We start from the raw sequence: 19,592 nt of genomic DNA, 5'->3' as shown, positions 1-19,592 counted from the left end.
TTTTTAATACTATTATGAGAGTTCTGCTTCTACGACAGGCTCTGCCTCTTTCTCGTGCTTTAATTGATCACTATTCACAAAAGGATAAGCTTGGCTTTCGATCGTAAATCGCAAAATACCGAATAGACTTTTAATGAGCTTGCGACAATAACTCAAATCATTCATCACAGAACTTGTGCTGAATGCATTCACTTCATCTTGACGGCTTGCCATAAATAACTCGCGGCGAAAAACTCTCTCGAATTGTTTGCTCTTTTCTAATAAGCCATCAATTTTCGCCAAAGCTTCTTCTCGCTTGGTAGGATCTGCTAAATCATCTTCTAAAGTACTGTATAACGCATAAAGTGAGCGCATGTTTGTATAAACAAAAAGTTTTAGATCCTGATAAAAGTCTCGCATGATACTATCATGAACCGTGAGATAACGATTAAAATTTTTCTGTAAATGTCGACTAGACTTCACTGCATCCACTAATGATAACGTCACCATTTGACAATTCAAAAGATACTCTTGGTAATAATCTGCATCGTCCGAATCCGAAAAATCTATTCGGCTCATATAAATCAAAATATCACCGTATAAACCTTTCACATATTTTTGATACAGAATATTCGCATCCACAGATGCTATTGTATGGCTTGCTAAAAAACTCTCTTCATCAAAACTTTCTTTTGCAATATCTTCTAAAGGAATGTTAAGCGATAAACAAAGCACTTCACCGCTCACTTCACCTAAATGACGAATCTCTTTAAAAACAGCCCCCATAGCAGCTGCTGGCATTGTGAGTGATTGAGGCAAAAGATATTTAGCTTGAATCGGCTTTTCATCTTCCACAGCTTCATAAATTGTTTCTGCGGTTTCAACGATTGCTGGGCCTTTCTCTTCATCAGGAATGATGCGTTTCAATAATTGAATAACAGGCGCTTGAATCCACCAAAACATCAATACACCAACGCCATTAAACAATGTATGAAAAAATGCCAGCTCCATCATATCATTGAGCTCAAAATATTCCCCCAGAAAACTACTCAATAATGTAATGGGAGAAATCAACGCTAAAATAACCAATGCTGCGGCAAAGTGAAAAATAATGTGGGCAACCGCAAGCCGTTTACCATCTCGGCTTCCGCCAATGAAACCAATAATGGCTGTCGAAATCGTACTACCTAACAAAGCGCCAACAGTCAAAATAAAAGAATCATTCAGTGTAATCTGCGAAAGATCTAATGCTGTTAGTATTAACATAATGGTTGCGTGGCTTGATTGTAAAACCATAGTTGCCAAAAAGCCGACAGCCATTAAAATGGCAAAACGCTGCCATCCTTCAATATTAGATTGTGCAAAATCAAAATTTGTTGTGAAGTCAGAAAAACCTGCTTTCATATGCGTAATGGCAAGAAAAATAAATGCTATACCAATCACGACTCTTCCCAAGGCTTTACTTTTATCGCCATTAAAAGAAGCTAAAACACCCAAAACTAACATCGGATAAGTGATCACAGCCAAACTCATACTTTGCCCAGCTAGCGCTAATAGCCAAATGCCACTACTTGAACCAATATAAGCGCCCAAAAGAATGGAAAAACCACCCGCTAACGTGATCAGAGATGCATTAATAAATGCGATCACCAATAGTGATACGATCGTTGTGGATTGCAAAATAACCGCAGCGCCGCCACCAAATGTAAAAGCTTTCCACGGCTTGGATGTACTTTTTGCCAATAGCTTTTCAAGCTTTCCGCCAGCCAATTGCTGTAAGCCATCTGTCATGCATTGCATGCCAAATAGGAAAAATGCCAAGCCAGAACACAATTCTATCCAGCTAGGATTACCTTGAAACGAATATATGAGAAGCGCTGCAACCAATAAAAATAGTGCATTGCGAATTTGATTTTTATCCATACTACTATTCTTAGAGTTATTGATGAGAGCTCCATATTGTAGCGGTAATCCATTGTATTAGGTAACTTTCTTTAAAAAATAAATTTCCCAATCGACCTTCACTATGAACCATTTAATTTATGAGTGATGTTCAAAAACTCTTTTCTAATTTCAGGGTTATCAAATGGTACAATTTCTGGCACTTGCATCGTGGAAAATGCTTGGAAATCACGCTGACTATCCTGCATTAAAGATAAAACATCCAAAGATACTTTCACCGTTGAATAAGTATTCATGGCAATAGCTTCTCGGGATTGCGCTTTTTTCAAAATCGCTTTAGAATTTTTTGCTTGATCCTGAAGATATTTCATATAACGATCAATCGCCTCTAATGCCAATTGATTGGCTTCAATATTTTTATCTAAAACTTTACGTTGTTCTTTATCTGCTGTGGCTTTTAAACGCTTCGCATCTGCCATACTTCTTTTCGCTTCCGCTTTATAAGATTCCAACTGCACCATATAAATTTCTTCTAATTTATAGATAAAGTTCTCCTGAATCTTCACAACCATACGATGCAAAATCGTCGCCATGCCGTAATAGCGTTTCACTGCCTCGAAATCCTGTGCATTGGTTTCCATTAAATGCTGTAACTGCTGAGAAACAGCCGTTGCACTATTGAATAACATAATTGCACGAATCGTATCTTCGCCTGTCACAGTCGTGTAGAGAAAATCCAACTGCTCAGGATCTAACTTCACACCAGCTTTTGCCAATTCATCACTCATGGCACTGCGTAATTCTAATAAGCTTTTTTCTAACTCAACTAAATTTTTCTCATGTGCTTCGATCAATTGATCAAAATCACCACGTGTTGATGCTGTCCAAGATTTTAAAGTATCCGTTGGCGTATATTTCATTAATGCACTAGATTCTTCCGAAACTGAAAATAAACGTTTTTCACGCAACTCACGTAAAGTTTTACGCTCTTCACCAATGCGCGTTTCCACTTTAAAGTAATTTTTACGCAAAGAAGATAGCTCAGGTAGCTCTAATCGCTCAATCAAATCTTCTAAATAATCATCAATATCAGCATTGGCAGACGTTTGATCTCGGCCAAACCATTGACTTTCTGGCAATGTAAAAGATTCACTTAAAGCACTTTCTGCTTTGTCCAAAATGGTTAAACCTTTGTGGTCTAACTGTGCAAAACTCGATTGTCCAATATACAACGATACAAACATTGCGATTGCACACAAATGAGAGCCATTTTTCTTCATCTTTTCACCAAACTTGATAACTTCGAGAGCCCACATTATACAATTAAAATACTTTTATAAAATTGTCATTAAAATTTAGTAAAATAGGCGCACACATAATATTGAGCACAGACTAAAATAGTTATGAATATTCAAATAGATCGCACAAGAAAGATTTTCTATCACAGTAATCTTTTATTCAGTATCCGTATCATCATTGCGCTCCTTGGCACAACTTTAATTCCTGTTTTGATGGGTGAAATTCGTGCCATCATTCCATTAACATTGGGCGTCATTGCTGCTGCGATTTCAGACATTGATGCAAGCCCGAAACAAAGATTAATTAACCTGAGTATTTTATTAGTGTGCTTTGCCATCGCTGCTATTTCTGTAGAATTACTCTTTCCTTATCCTTGGTTATTTTTAATCGGTTTGATTGTGTCAGGTTTCTGCTTCACCATCATTGGCGCATTGGGGCAGATGTTTTCCGTCATCTCTTTTGGCACGCTATTAATGGCAACTTACACAATGTTGGGCGTAGGTTTATTTAAAGATCCTTTAACATTATCAGCATTATTACTGCTTGGTACTTTATGGTACGGATTAATCGCTTGGATCGAATCTATGGTTCAACCAATCCGTACAACTCATGAATACTTGAATCATTCATTCAAAATGCTGAGCCAATTTTTAAATGCTAAAGCACAAATGTTTGATCCCGATGAAACCAATGGCTTTCAATTGCAAACAGCGGAATTAACCAATATTAATCAATCATTGATTCAATCACTCAATCAAAGTAAGCGCTCTTTATTTAATCGCCTGCGCGGTGATCAAGGACACAAACGCGTGCGCATCATGCTCAATTATTACTTTGTCGCCCAAGACATTCACGAGCGAGCAACCTCCTCTCACATCAGTTACCAGAAATTAAGTGATCAACTAAGAAATAGCGACATTCTCTTTCGCATTTCACGATTAATGTCACTACAAGCCAGTGCTTGCGAGAAGATTGCTTACAGCATTAAATATCGCAAACCTTATGAACATAATCCGCTCTTTGAGCGTTACTTCAAAACCTTGGAAGATGCGATACAAAAGGCAAACATTTCCCAATCCTTACGAATGTCGCTCCAAAACATCATGAAAAACTTGGAAGGAATTGATAAACAATTCAGACAGATCAATCAAGTGAATTATATTTCACAAGATGCCATCAACAATAACATCGTCGAAGATGAAGTTTCTAGCATCCATGATGCTTATAGCCGAATCAAAAAACATTTAACACTTAAATCTGCACTATTTAGACATTCTGTGCGCATCAGCCTCGTTTTTGCCATTGGTTATGCCATCATTCAATTGACTCACTTGCCACATGGTTACTGGATCATTATGACAAGTCTATTTGTCTGCCAGCCCAACTATGCAACCACACAAAAACGCGTATTAATTCGCTTCATAGGCACAGTTTCTGGCATTTTTCTCGGCGTATTTTTTGTCTATCTCTTTGATACTTTGGCAACACAGATTTTTGCCATCATCATCAGCGCATGGCTGTTTTTCTTATTCAGAAATTCTCGCCATGCATTTGCAACAGTATTCATCACACTGCTCGTATTTTTCAGCTTTAGTTTAACGGGCGAAAGCTCTTGGGATGTCGCATGGCCACGAATTTTCGCCACATTAATCGGCTCTGGCATTGCATTATTGGCCGTGAGTTTTTTATGGCCAGATTGGCATTACAGAACTTTGCCAAGCCTTGTTGAAACAGCCAATCACGACAATGCCAACTACCTTAAACAAACCCATAGACAATATCAAGCAACTCGCATTGACAATGTGGATTATCGCTATGCTCGCCGTGAAGCACATGAAAACTCAGCGGATCTTTCTGAATTGATCAGCATTATGTCCAATGAGCCGAAAGTTAATCATGCATTGATTGATCAAGCATTCAGATTCCTAACGCTGAATCACACATTGATCAGCTATATTTCTACATTAGGCGTACATCGTGCGACGAATCTTTCATCCGATATTTTGACCATCTTCAACAATATCGAGCACTTTATTTATGAAGCTTTGTATAGTAATGACATTGATGAACATAAAGCCAAAGAATATGTAAATGGCATACAAGAAACTTTAGATACATTCAATGAACATGATTATACAAACATTGATTATCAAGTGATCCAACAGTTACAATTGATGCTACAAATTCTGCCTGAGATTATTCAAACATCACAAGCTGTGATGAAAGCATAATCCATTATAAAAATGATAAGGAACGTAATCATGACAAAATATCTCAAACCTAAAGCATTAATGATTGCATTATGTGCATCATTATCTTTAAGCTTTGCCATTGCAGATGATACTAAAATGGAACCATCAGCCAATTTACTCAAGGCTTACACTTATCTCAGCGGCAACACAACAGAGTTAAGAGATCCTGCCGCTGCACGCTCTCAACTTGTTAAAGCTATAGAGCAAAACAGCAAGGATGCTGATGCGCGTTTACTATTATCCACGCTATATCAAATGGGCATTGGTGGTGAACGAGATTACAGCAAAAGTATCGAAGTGATCATGCCTTTAGTTGATCAGGGCAATCCTATTGCTCAATCAAATTTAGCCGCTGCCTATATACAAGGTTTGGGCGTACCACAAGATTTTCAAAAAGCATTCCATTGGGCAGAACAATCATATATAGGTGATCCTGACAATGTTTCTACTAATCAATACCTTGGTTATATCTACATGATCGGTTTAGGCACAAAGCAAGATTTTGAAAAATCGGCTTTCCATTATGAGAAATCAGCCAATGCAGGTTCTCGTTATGCACAAAGTGAATTGGCAGGCATGTATTCCTTAGGTATTGGTGTCAAACAAGATTATAAAACAGCATACGAATGGGCAACTAAAGCTGCCAAACAGGGCGATGCCAATGCTACTGAGATATTATTTTCCATGGATTCAGAAGGCTTAGGTACAGAGCTTAATCATGAAAAGGCCTTTAAAGCTACCGTTGGCATGGCCATTCAAGGTGATGCTGCCGCACAAGGTGCTTTAGCCATTCTCTATTGGTTTGGCATTGGTACAAACCCAGACATTAATGCTGCCATTCATTGGCAAAATGAGAGCTGTAGTAATGGCTTTCTATTAAGTTGCCCGCCAGAGCAGCAATAAAACTAAGCTTTAATCGCGCGACGAATTGCATTTGCCAAGCGCTTCGTCGCCTCATTCAAAGTATTTTCTGCTTGTAAATGCAATGCAATTTCTGTGAAAGGCAATTCGGGCAAACCATCTTCTTCGCCTAAAATTCTAACATTCGGGGTAATCATGGATGGTGTTAAAATAGTCACAGCTAAACCAGCTGTAACAGCGGCAGTTAATCCTGATAAGCTTGTACTTGTATAAGCGATGCGCCATGCAATATCCGCGGCATTAAGTGCTTCGATTGCTCTTTTTCTAAACACACATTGGGGATCACGAGAAATTGCCAATGGCAAAGGTGAACGATCTGCAATATCGTATGTTAAAGCCCCTGCCCACACTGTTCTTTCTTTGGATAAAACCTCTCCACCTGGTGTATTCGGTTGACGAGTTGTGACCGCAACATCTAGCTGCTGAGTATTAATCATCTCTAATAATTCCACACTTAAACCACAATATACTTGTAATTCCACATCTGGAAATTTGCGCTCAAACTCACCTAAAACTTTAGGCAAATAAACCAAATAATCGTCCGGAATGCCAAGACGCACGATACCTTTAATGCGCTCTTCATAGATATCTTGCCATGCCAAAGTGTTCAACTGAAGTAATCTTCTCGCATATAATAATACTCTTTCACCAACAACTGTTGGCTTAGGATCATGTTGGCGTTTTTCCAATAATGGATACCCCACTATATTCTCCAACCGTTTAATGTGCACACTCACTGTAGACTGTGCCAAATTCAACTGTTCTGATGCTGCTGTAAATCCTTTGCTATCAACAACCTGAACAAAAGTCTTTAGTAAAACAAGATCCAATGGCCGATTAAAATTTTTACTCTGTATCATGATTCGTAATAATGTTATTAAAAAATATCATTTTTATAATAATGCTTGTTCTTGCAAAATACTAGCCACTCAAAATTATGGCTCCATATCGCGTGCGATTCTAAAGCGCACTTCGAGCCTATCATTTCATTTACACAAGAAGGAACTATCTGTCATTCACTTATGAATAAACACAACACATCTAAAAAACATGTCATTGCAGGCATTAATCCGCCCGTATTTTATCCCTCCGCCATTTTGATCATTCTATTTGTCATTTTTACGATTGCGGCACCAGATCAAGCAAGTGCTTGGTTTGGTACTATGCAAAGCTGGATCATCGATACTTTTGGTTGGTTCTATTTATTAGCTATGGGATTATATTTACTACTAACTTTAATTTTAGCTTTTAGTCGATATGGTAAAACCAAATTAGGACCTGATCATAGCCAACCTGAATACAGCAATCTATCGTGGTTCGCAATGCTTTTTTCCGCTGGAATGGGAATCGGCTTGATTTTCTATGGTGTAGCAGAACCCGTTATGCACTTTGCTAATCCGCCTGTAGGAGAAGGTGGAACAGCTGCCGCAGCCCGTGAAGCAATGAAGTTAACATTCTTTCATTGGGGTGTACATGCGTGGGGCGTTTATGCCGTAGTTGCTTTAGCATTAGCCTATTTCAGCTTTAGACAAGGTTTGCCACTTCGCATCAGTTCAGCACTACATCCCATTATTGGAAATAAGATTTATGGCCCTATTGGCCATGCTGTTGATGTACTTGCTGTATTTGGCACCATGTTCGGTATTGCCACATCTCTTGGTTTAGGTGTTTTACAAATCAATTCAGGTTTAAATTATTTATTCGATATCCCCGCTGGTGTTATGACCCAACTCATTCTTGTTGCGATCATTACACTAATGGCAACCTTTTCTGTTATGGCAGGTATTAATAAAGGCATTCGTCGTCTATCAGAATGGAATCTTAAACTTGCGATCATCTTGTTAATTTTTGTGGCCATTGTCGGACCAACACTTTTCCTATTCAAAACATTAGGACAAAATATTGGTGTATATATCTCGTCTTTAGTTGAGATGACATTCAATAATTATGCTTATGTTAATAATGATCAAACCCAATCATTCTTGGGTGGCTGGACGCTCTTTTATTGGGCTTGGTTTATCGCCTGGTCTCCATTTGTTGGTATGTTTGTGGCAAGAATTTCACGTGGTCGTACCATTAAAGAATTTGTATTAGGTGTATTATTCGTACCTGTTGGCGTTACGATCATTTGGTTAACAGTATTTGGTGATACAGCACTACATGGTATTTTAAGTGGAACGATGCCTCAATTAGTTGATCAAGTTTTTACTGATACATCCACATCTCTCTTCCAGTTTTTAGATGGTTTACCATTAGCTAGCATTTCTTCCCTTTTAGCAACAGTATTGATTTTTACATTCTTTGTGACATCAGCAGATTCAGGTTCATTAGTCATCGATACTTTAACGGCAAAAGATGGCTACCGAACATCTGTGCAACAACGCATGTTTTGGTCTATTTCTGAAGGATTAGTGGCAGGAGCTTTAATCATCGCAGGCGGACAAAATGTTCTGTCAGCACTTCAGGCAGCATCATTAGCATCCGCTCTACCTTTTGCACCTGTATTATTATTAGTGGGATTTGGATTATTCAAAGCTTTACATTTAGAGCAAGTTAAACGCGATAGCGTGGAACACATTAATCGTGCAACACCTAGCAGTTTAGCGCGCATTCAAGAAGTGGGCTGGGAAAAACAACTGGAACAGTTAATTTCTATGCCTCAAAAGCGCGAAGCATTAGACTTTTTGAAAAATGATATTGTGTCTGCAATGAGAGAAGTTACTGAAGTTTTCAAGAAAAATGGATTATCTTCAACTTTGGAAGAGGCCGAAGATCATTGTTGTTTATATGTTGATCATGGCGATGAACGTAATTTCATGTATGGTTGTTGGGTGCGTGAGGTTTCAGTACCAACATTTATTGGTGAACAATCCGAGACACCTGATTCACAATATTATATTGAAGTTTACTTACAAGAAGGTTCTCAACAATACAATATCTGTGGTTATAGTCACACTCAATTGATCGCAGATATCATTGATCAATATGAAAAGCATTTACATTTTCTACAACGTGTTCGTTAAATAAAACAACACCCCAAAAGTTATGTCCAATTTTGGGGTAGTTCACTATCGAGTGATTTTACCAATTATAATTAAAACCAACTTGGAACTTAGTTTTCTTATACTTGTTACTGCCTTTTTCTAAACCAACATGCGCAAAAATACTAGATTCTTTGCTTAAGTTGCCTTTGAATCCTAATTTTAATTCACCCACATTTCGGCCAATGCGACTACTGACTTTAGAACCATTGACATGAACATCATTGTCCATTCCATTATGTAGCCAATTTAACTCAACAAAAGGTAATATGCCGTTATCTTCGGGATGATAACCGTAGAATCTTGCACCTAAACGCAGATCAAATCCTTTGCTCTTATTGTCACTAAAGCGCGTATTATTATGATCCGTAAAATCATCCATATTGATATAGTTATACGTGACTTGAGCATGTGGCTCTAAAATCCATTTAGTTTGAGTATTTTCACTCATAATGAAGCCATAGCCCACCTCTGCTGATACTGCAAAACCATAACCGTCATATTTTTTCTCTAAACCACGCTGTGTTTTACCTTTAAGCTTATTATGATAGGTAGCGTAATGTCCCCAGACATCCACATAAGGCCCTTGATCCGCCTGTGGCATCCAACTATAGTAAGCACCAATTTGGAAACCATCGACAGAACCTTCTGCTTTACTACCTGTTAAACGCGATATATTTTTGATGTCACTATTACCATAGCCTGCATAAACACCAGCAATATGACCTTTTTCATGATCTTGGTATAAATCTACACCCAATTGAATCAAGGTATTATCAATGCTCAGTTTTTGTGTATCATTCATATGATTGGTGCGTACTTCATTATATTGAATTCGCCCCCAAACTGTTTGATCTGGCACACGCACATTATCACGACGGTCCAATATATTCTGATTAAACATATGAGCCGCTGCATATTGATTACCTAATGCTGCGCCAACATTAGGATTGGGTAAATGAGTTTGTGGATCAAGAGGATATTTTAAATAATTACGCAAATAATAACCATCTGAATCACCTTGACCATTATCACTGAATAATAGGTATTCATAATGTCCATATGTCACAGCATGCGCTAAATCAAATGCTCCTGCATCTTGTGTACCTAATGTTTTGACTATTTGAATACCACTACCTACAGTTTTGACATCCTGACTGCCAGCAGCCATCGTGACATCTATTTTTGTAGATTCACTACCTTTTTGAAGATTATCCACCACCAACATATCACTGCGGCTATCTGCGCCACCTTTATTTAAAGTCGTCGCGACTTTTAATGTACCGCCATTGGTAATGAATGTACCATTACCGTTAGTACCTGCTGTATTACCGCCACTAATCACCATCACATTGCCAGACAATCCAGAACCCACTAAATTTAACTCGCCACTGTGATTAAACTCTTTAACATCTAATAACTGACCATGCTGAATACCTTCATTTGCACTGCTTAAAGCACCTACTGGCACATATTCACCTGTAGGATCATTATTCGCTAAGCCATTCACTGTCATTAACTCAATGGTGCCTCTGTTATTGATCATACCTTCATTAAAATAAGAGATCGCAACTTTTTTAGTATCAACAGTATAATCTGTTGAATTAATGGAATAAGTACTATCTGCTAACTGGCGAACCAAAAAACTACCATCGTTATCCAAATCCACCGCCCCAGAGGTTGGCTGGGTAGAAATAAAGCCTTGTATTGAGCCCATATTATTAATTTTAACTGAATCAACTGGTTCAATTTTAAAGACGCGGTCATTTGTAGCGCTGAGCGTTCCAGCATTATTAACAACAATCGTGCCATTTTTGACATTAATACCAGAATCCGCACCACCTTGTACTTTCGAGCCTGCAGATATATTGATTTCACTATTGCCAGGATTAATCACTTGAATACCACTCATTCCGCTAGCAGCATCAATCTGAGCACCATTGACCAAATTAATTTGGCTGTTTGCAGCATTGATGGATGTCAATGCGATACCAATGGAATTACCTGTTTTTCTGGGTAATCCTTCCACGGTAATGAGCCCTGATATATGATTAATGGTTGTAGCCTGATCATGATCATGTAACGAAACATAGATACCGTGATTATGAATATTCTCTTGATTATAATTTTTCGTACTAATATTACCGTAATTGGTGACAACATTATTTTTACCATAACTGAATAAACGAATGGCTTGATCCGAAGTCAATAGCTTACCTTTATTAAGAACATTCACATTACCTGTATGATGTTGCTCTATATAAATCCCCATCGCACCTTGACTATCTGCTGGTGTTATCCTGCCGCCTGTTGTGATAATTTTAGATGAATTTTCAATACCGATGCTACTTTGTCCCACGCCTTTATTAAAGGCGGAAATCCCATGTGAAAAACCGCCATTTGTTTCAATGACACCAGCTAAAGACTGAATTAATATCCCATTGTTATGAGTATTATTATGAACTCTAATCCCATCTGTTGAATGAGCCGTTGTATGAATGTCTCCAGTATTCATAACACGAACTCGACCTGTAAATGTAGAGTTCTGATCATAAATATTAATACCATGAGCTTTTTCTCCCATAGTAGAAATGCTGCCCAAGTTATTAATAACTACATCGCCGCTGCCGTAACTACTAGAGTAAATGCCTCTAGCATCATTGCCCGTTGTTGTGATATTCGCCATATTATTAATGACTGTATTACCCGCACCGCCTTGAATGGCATAAATGCCACTGGAATTATCATTAAAACCGCGAGTATGTAAATCACCATTATTCTGAATATAAATATTACCTGTAGAATTTACACCTGTATGAACAGCATAAATTGCAGATGATAAAGATGCTGAACCATTAACATCTACACCTGTCGTAATTTTAGTGCCTTTGTTAACAATTCTAATATCACCTGATGCTTGATCTGCTTGAGTGACCGCTATGCCAAGATTCCCCAATCCACTCTTTGCCTGCCCACTTTTTAAGGTATCAATTGTGCCACCATTAGTTTCTATATTAATATCTAAATTCGCATCACTATCCAGACTCTGCGCAATAATCCCATCACTATTACGACCATCTACATTAATCACCGAATCCATTAATTTAATATTAATATCGCCTGTTTTGGCCGAAATAATTGCCCTAATCCCACTTGAATTAACATTATTATTTAAGTCACCTAAATTACTTGTTTGAATGGTGCTATTGTCTTGAATGATCATAATGCCATCGCTACTTGCACCTGTATTATTAATTTCTGCCTTAATCCCAACTGACTCACTACCTTGTATAGAAATATCGCCACTATTTACAATATGTGCGCCTTTTGTACTAACGGCATAGATAGCATGAGATCCTAAACCACTAGTATTAATTGTATTGTCATTCGTAATGACTACTTTACTAAGATTTGCACCGTTATCATAAATACCATATAAACCATTTCCGTCTGTTGTAATGGCATTAGCTTGAGCAATAGCGCTCTGTAACAATCCAATAAAAGATACAATAACCACGGTTTTAATTGCTTTGGCCTTATTTTTTTTAGCACCTGCTGCTAATTCTGAAACCACCATCCAACAATTTTTTGAAGCACACCAAACGATTTTAAAAATATTATTCATGCTCACAACCTTATACTAAATTTTATAATCAGATATTGATTGTTTTTACTAATTGTAGCTATATAACATTAATGCTTATATTTAAAGTATAGATAATTTCATCCATAATTTTTTATTTATTCTCGCGTTATTTTTATACACACATTTCACTATTCAATTAAGGAAAATTGTGTTGTTATAGATGATTATATTTTCTAGCTTTATCGACATAAAGCTTATTATAATTAATTGATTTTATATTTAATAAAATCTTAAATATAATATTTATAAAATAATTTATAGCTTAATAGCCTTGTAGCCATTGGCAGAGGTTTAAGCCAAAGTAAAATTACGATTACTGTACTTTGACAAAACGCAGGATCTATTCATCAACTTAATGCTACTATTGAAAGCTCAAAATACGACAACGAATCATAAAACTAGGAATATAGAATGAAAATCATCATAGGGATTTTTAGCAGCTTGATTATCTCATTATTGGTTGGTGGATATTTATATTATAATCATATGAATAAAGATTCCGTAGCATATGGAACTTATTTTATATCTGATTATTCTTTCGATGTGCCTTCTTATTATGGGAATTCTCGCTCAGTAGAAAGCGAGCTAACAAATTATTTTTCAGAATTAAAAAATCATATTTTTTTCGATGTCACACCTACAGAAATCAAAATGATTAATCAAATCAACAAATCCATTATGCTGCCTACTAATGATCAACAGGTTTTTGTATTCGACCAAAGATTTAAGATCGAAAGAGACATACTCGGCAGAACTGTGCTTGCCTCTCGTAATGGTTTAATCACTCTATATCTCACACCAACAAAGAATGATACGGAGCACTTCAAACTGATAAAACAGAATATTAATCGAAATGTTCAATCATTAACTAACAATATAAAAACTATACAGCAAGCCTTTCATAATGAAAATCTCATCACTGAATACCAAGGCACTAACCACAATATTAATCAAAATATTACCATTAAAATACCCAATTCAGAGCAATATCAATTTTCTGAGTTGACAGAAAATTTTATTGGTAGCATTGCAGGCATGGATATTAACCAGCCTCAAGATGGCTCAAAGATTTTTTCCTTAGCAATAAAAGATGTAGATACAATCTATATCGCAGTGATTCCCAAATCTCAAGACTCATTCGATCTCGATCAATATCTACACAATCAAAATCTAGTATACAAAGAGAAAAATGGTGCAATTTTCTTTCACAATATGAATTTATCATACACAGCCATTTATACTTACTATGATGCACGTAATCAACAATATATTCTTGTTGAATATCAAAATGATAATATCCCAACGCTCAGCAATGTCTATTCCATCTTACGAACTATAAGTCCTAATCATAATGAATAAAATTCTTAAAAAAAGAAAAGCCATTCTCTCGAATGGCTTCTATTCCCTAAATGACTATCGAATAATATTAAATATTACCCACCATTTTGGTTGGGATTACCCATTCATCAAACTCAGCTTCTGTTAAATAGCCTAATTCTAAAGCTGATGCTTTCAATGTTAGGTTTTTCTGATAAGCATTCTTCGCGATTTTCGCTGCTTTGTCGTAACCAATGTGCGGATTCAATGCTGTTACTAGCATTAATGAGTTATTCAATAGATCATCAATGCGCTCTAAGTTTGGCTCAATGCCAATTGCACAATGCTCATTGAAGCTATTCATACCATCCGCCAACAAACGCACTGATTGCAAGAAATTATTGATGATCATCGGGCGAAATACGTTCAATTCAAAGTTACCATTCATGCCACCAATGTTCACAGCAACATCATTGCCCATCACTTGTGCACATGCCATTGTCAATGCTTCGCTTTGCGTTGGATTCACTTTACCTGGCATGATTGAGCTACCTGGCTCATTTTCAGGAATGCGGATTTCGCCAATGCCACAACGAGGGCCAGAAGCCAACCAACGAACATCGTTTGCGATCTTCATCAATGATGCAGCTAAACCTTTCAAAGTACCGTGCGTATAAACTAAAGCATCCGTTGTGCCCAGCGCTTCAAATTTATTGGGTGATGTAATGAAATCTTGCTTTGTAAATTCAGCAATCACACGCGCAACATTTTCAGAATATTTTGGTGGTGTATTTAAACCAGTACCAACTGCTGTACCACCCAATGCTAATTCTGATAAATGTGGCAATGAACCTTTGATATGGCGATGAGCATTTTTTAACATCTCAACCCAACCAGAGATTTCTTGACCCAATGTTAATGGCGTTGCATCTTGCAAATGCGTACGACCAATTTTCACGATCATTTTGAAATCATTAGATTTTTCATCCAACACTTTTGTTAAAGATTCTAATGCTGGTAATAAATGTGCTTGGATCGCAACCACAGCAGAAATGTGCATCGCTGTTGGGAATGTATCATTGGAGCTTTGTGATTTATTCACATCATCATTCGGATGAATCATGCGTGCTTCGCCACGTTCACCGCCTAATAATTCACTTGCACGGTTTGCAATCACTTCATTCAAATTCATGTTGGTTTGTGTGCCAGAACCAGTTTGCCAAATCGCCAATGGGAATTCTGTCGAGTGTTTACCTTCAATGATTTCATCACAAGCTTCCAAGATCACTTTCGTTTTCTTGTCATCTAACAAACCTGCTTCGTTATTCACAATCGCCGCTGAACGCTTAACAATCGCCATCGCTGTGATTAAATCTTTTGGCATTTTCTCTGTAGAGATTTTAAAATTTTCTAAGGAGCGTTGTGTTTGTGCGCCCCAAAGTTTTTCCGCAGGCACTTTAACATCACCCATTGTATCTTTTTCAATGCGAAACTCGTTTGACATCGTATCCTCCATGATTCAACCAATGTATTTTAAATGTAGCTCATTAAAGCCATTCAATTTATACCTATTTTATAAATAAGCAACCCACAGAATAAAATGATGATTTACATCGCAACATAAAATCAAAATATTCGTTACAATATCGCCCTATTTAATATTTGAAATATGAACGACCACTTTAGTGTAGGATGACTGAAATGACCAACTTTGACGAACTCTGGAAGCCTTTTGCGCTTTCATTTGATGCCCTTAAAACCAAAGAAGGCTTAGAGTCGCTTGACCAACTATTTTTAAATAGTTTATCACCCGAATTAAAAAATCAAATTGAAGCTTGGCGCCAACAAGAATTAACGCTCAGCGAAATCGAAACCTCAGAATTGCAGATCCAAATTGCTGAAGCACTGAACCTATTCATTGCCAATACATTACAAATTCAAAAAGAAACAGGATTCTACTTCACACAAGCAGAAGATGAAGCCACTGTGTTACGTTTCAAGGATCGCTTCATTCAGCGCGGAGCTAAACGCTACAAGCAAGAGATCACTGAAACTTTTGATGCATTGTCTGACAGTTTAATGGCAAAAAGTAACGCAACAGCTGAAACCTTTGAATTTGATTTAGCAAAATATGCATTGGCACAAGAAGTTGGCTCCGACGCAGAAAAAGAGATCTTTGAATGGGGTGCTTTAGCGCTCAATACAGAAGAAGGCCAAGCGGTAACTAAAGGTTGGGTTTCTTTCAAATTCCCAGAGCGCGTTGATCCAGCTAACCTAGTGAGCAATGAAGAAATTTCCTTTAAAGGTATTCCTGTCCGTAAAGGTGATGGCAAAGAGCGCCGCCGTGATGGTTTCCATTTAACAGATAATCGCATGTGTGATCATGACATCGCTGGCGAAGTGGATTACTGCAAATACTGCCACGATCACGAAGGTGATTTCTGTAGTAAAGGTTTCCCTGTTAAAAAAGCTCAACCTGAATTGGGCTTGAAGAAAGATACATTTGGTAATACTCAAACAGGCTGCCCTTTGGATGAAAAAATCTCTGAGATGATCACATTGCGTAAATCTGGTCATGTGATCGGTGCTTTAGCAATGATCATGATCGAGAATCCAATGGTACCTGCAACAGGCCATCGTATTTGTAATGACTGTATGAAGGCTTGTATCTATCAAAAAACTGAGCCTGTAAATATTCCACAAATCGAAACTAACGTATTAACAAGTGTTTTAGAATTGCCTTGGGGCATTGAGATTTATGACATTTTCACACGTTGGAATCCATTAAAACAATCAGCTTACTTACCAACAGATGGCAATAATCGTAAAGTATTAGTGTCAGGTTTGGGCCCTGCTGGTTTTACGATGACACATTATTTATCACAAGCAGGTTGCCATGTTGTGGCTGTAGATGGTTTAAAAATCGAACCATTGCCAGAAGCTATCATTAATGGCCCAGTTGAGCATTGGTCATCTTTGGAAGAAGATTTAGCCAACCGTATTTTATATGGCTTCGGTGGCGTTGCTGAATATGGTATTACAGTGCGTTGGGATAAAAACTTCCTGCGCTTAATCTATTTAGTATTGGCTCGTCGTAACAATGTACAAATCTTTGGCGGTGTTCGCTTAGGCGGCACATTGATGTTAGAAGATGCATTTGAATTAGGTTTTGATCACGTTTCAATGGCTGTTGGCGCAGGTTTACCTCGTGTATTGAACATTGAAAACTCATTGGCTCGCGGTATGCGCCAAGCTTCTGACTTTTTAATGGCAATGCAATTAACTGGTGCTGCTAAGCAAACTTCCCTATCGACATTACAGGTTCGCATGCCAGCAGTTGTGATCGGCGGCGGCTTAACAGCAGTGGATGCGGCAACAGAAATGCAAGCTTACTACATCACGCAAGTGGAGAAAGTTTTGCATCGTGTGGATACATTGGGTGAAGAAGCTGTTCGTGCTGCAATCTTTACACCAGAAGATCAAGACATTTTAGATGAATTCATTGCTCATGGCCGTGAAGTCAAAGCAGAACGTGAACGTGCAGCAGCTGCAGATGAGCAACCAAACTTCACACCTTTATTGCATAAATGGGGCGGTGTTTTATTGGCATATCGCCGTACAATGCAAGAATCACCCGCTTATACATTGAATCACGAAGAGATCACAAAAGCCTTTGAAGAAGGTATTTTCTACGGTGAATCTTTAAATCCTCAAGGCGTGAACTTAGATAAATATGGGCACATTGAAACCATTACTTTCACGAAAGATGGTGAAACAATCACAATTCCTGCACGCACAGTCTTAGTTGCCGCAGGTACTTCGCCTAATACAATTTATGCAACAGAACATGGTACGATCGAAGTTGAAGATAAACACCATTTCCAAGGCTTCGACTTATTAGGCAATAAAGTTGAATATGATCGTGAGAAAAATGTGAAAGATGATTTCGCACCATTCACATCATACGAGCATAAAGATCATCGCGTTTCATACATTGGTGATACGCACCCAACATTCAACGGCAACGTTGTAAAAGCCATCACAAGTGCAAAACGTACAGCAGATCAAGTGATTGAATCTATGAAAGCATTGCCTGCGAACCATTTATCGAATGATGAATTGAGCGCAACAATGACTGAAGGCTTAACAGTCACTGTTCAATCTGTGAATCGCGATAATCCTGCGGTTGCTGAAGTTTGGGTAAAAGCACCTTTCGTTGCGAAAAACTTCAAACCTGGCCAATTCTTCCGCTTACAAACGTATGAAGTGGATGGACAGATCATTGAAGATACGCGCATGCAGATTCCATTGTTTACGGCATCTGGTACAGGCTCTAAAGATGGTGCAATTCGTTTGATGGTATTCCAATGGGGCGTTGCACCACGTTTAATCTCTCGATTAAAACCAGGTGATCGTTTAGTATTGGCAGGCCCAACAGGCGCACCAACTGATATTCCAACGAATAAGAATATCCTAATCATGGCTGGCCGCTGGGGTACAGCAATCATGCTAGATTTAGCACCTGTATTGCGTGAAGCAGGTAACAAGATCACTTATATTGCAACGCTCGCTCAAGCTTCTGAAATGGATAAAATGGATGAGCTTGAAGCAAGTACAGATCAGATCATTTGGAGTGTACAAAAAGGCGATAAATTAGAAGCTCGTCGCCCACAGGATTCTTCAGTTGTGGCAACAGATATGATCGAATTACTTGAAAACTTAAACAATGATGGCGTTGTGGATTTATCGTCGATTGATCGTATGCTCGCTTTAGGTTCTACAGGTTTATTAAAAGGCTTGCAAAAAGAGTTGTCACCTGAAGGCCGTTTGGTTGACATCTTTAAACCTGATGTTCAAGTAATGGGAACCGTTGGTAGCCCAATGCAATGTATGATGAAGGGCGTTTGCGGCCAATGTCTACAATGGCAAATTGATCCTGTAACAAAACAACGCACCAAAGCTGTATTCACTTGTGCAGGTCAAGATCAAAATGTTAAGGAAATCGACTTAGATAACCTTACAGCGCGTACAAGCCAAAATAGATTATTAGATGTGATCAACGTTGCTTGGTTCAACCGAATCCTATCAAAGGCTGATCAATAATAAACTCGCTATATTTAACATTGCTCCCACAGGAGCAATGTGAATTGATGCTTGGTATTGATGACAGAATATATCTCGCCTTCGGGCGAGATTTTTATTGGGGTATATCACAATAAAAAAGGAGCTGAACGC

Annotated in this window: 10 protein-coding genes; 5 read left to right on the top strand and 5 right to left on the bottom strand. The window is 38.0% G+C overall.

The annotated features are described in order from the left end of the window. Positions 1 to 12 precede the first annotated feature (12 nt). Both ACA100_RS08340 and ACA100_RS08335 read right to left on the bottom strand, forming a co-directional pair. Positions 13 to 1,902, bottom strand: coding sequence for a Na/Pi cotransporter family protein (locus ACA100_RS08340; protein WP_481077244.1), 1,890 nt, complete (start codon positions 1,900 to 1,902; stop codon positions 13 to 15). 101 nt (positions 1,903 to 2,003) lie between these two features. Further along, a complete protein-coding gene (locus ACA100_RS08335) occupies positions 2,004 to 3,161 on the bottom strand; it encodes a hypothetical protein (RefSeq protein ID WP_481077243.1) in 1,158 nt (385 codons plus the stop codon). Positions 3,162 to 3,284: 123 nt separating this feature from the next. Here ACA100_RS08335 and yccS point away from each other — a divergent pair, with 123 nt between their 5' ends. Together yccS and ACA100_RS08325 are read left to right on the top strand one after the other, a co-directional pair. Continuing rightward, a complete protein-coding gene (yccS, locus tag ACA100_RS08330; RefSeq protein ID WP_481077242.1) occupies positions 3,285 to 5,411 on the top strand; it encodes a YccS family putative transporter in 2,127 nt (708 codons plus the stop codon). Between the two features lie 30 nt (positions 5,412 to 5,441). Beyond that, positions 5,442 to 6,335, top strand: coding sequence for a tetratricopeptide repeat protein (locus ACA100_RS08325; RefSeq protein WP_481077241.1), 894 nt, complete (start codon positions 5,442 to 5,444; stop codon positions 6,333 to 6,335). A 2-nt stretch (positions 6,336 to 6,337) separates the two neighbouring features. Here the strand turns inward: ACA100_RS08325 and ACA100_RS08320 are convergent, their stop codons facing one another. After that, on the bottom strand, positions 6,338 to 7,213 hold the full coding sequence (locus ACA100_RS08320) for a LysR substrate-binding domain-containing protein (protein ID WP_481077240.1): 876 nt from the start codon (positions 7,211 to 7,213) through the stop codon (positions 6,338 to 6,340). 162 nt (positions 7,214 to 7,375) lie between these two features. Here ACA100_RS08320 and ACA100_RS08315 point away from each other — a divergent pair, with 162 nt between their 5' ends. Then, a complete protein-coding gene (locus ACA100_RS08315; protein WP_481077239.1) occupies positions 7,376 to 9,376 on the top strand; it encodes a BCCT family transporter in 2,001 nt (666 codons plus the stop codon). A 58-nt stretch (positions 9,377 to 9,434) separates the two neighbouring features. Here ACA100_RS08315 and ACA100_RS08310 read toward each other — a convergent pair whose 3' ends face one another. Next, positions 9,435 to 13,019 carry an autotransporter outer membrane beta-barrel domain-containing protein gene (locus ACA100_RS08310; protein ID WP_481077238.1) on the bottom strand — a complete coding sequence of 1,195 codons (3,585 nt, stop codon included), beginning with the start codon at positions 13,017 to 13,019 and terminating at the stop codon, positions 9,435 to 9,437. Between the two features lie 432 nt (positions 13,020 to 13,451). On the opposite strand from ACA100_RS08310, the gene ACA100_RS08305 reads away from it, so the two are divergent. Next, positions 13,452 to 14,399 carry a hypothetical protein gene (locus ACA100_RS08305; RefSeq protein ID WP_481077237.1) on the top strand — a complete coding sequence of 316 codons (948 nt, stop codon included), beginning with the start codon at positions 13,452 to 13,454 and terminating at the stop codon, positions 14,397 to 14,399. A gap of 67 nt (positions 14,400 to 14,466) precedes the next feature. Here the strand turns inward: ACA100_RS08305 and fumC are convergent, their stop codons facing one another. Then, positions 14,467 to 15,861, bottom strand: a complete 1,395-nt coding sequence (fumC, locus tag ACA100_RS08300) for a class II fumarate hydratase (protein ID WP_481077236.1) — start codon at positions 15,859 to 15,861, stop codon at positions 14,467 to 14,469. 197 nt (positions 15,862 to 16,058) lie between these two features. Between fumC and ACA100_RS08295 the strand changes: the two genes are divergently transcribed. Beyond that, positions 16,059 to 19,460 (top strand): FAD-dependent oxidoreductase, encoded by a 3,402-nt coding sequence (locus tag ACA100_RS08295; protein ID WP_481077235.1) that lies wholly within the window; start codon positions 16,059 to 16,061, stop codon positions 19,458 to 19,460. Positions 19,461 to 19,592 lie beyond the last annotated feature (132 nt).

Source organism: Wohlfahrtiimonas sp. XWW7 (assembly GCF_056716055.1).
The sequence above is the reverse complement of the archived record's forward strand: the minus strand, read 5'-3'. Positions and strand labels throughout refer to the sequence as shown.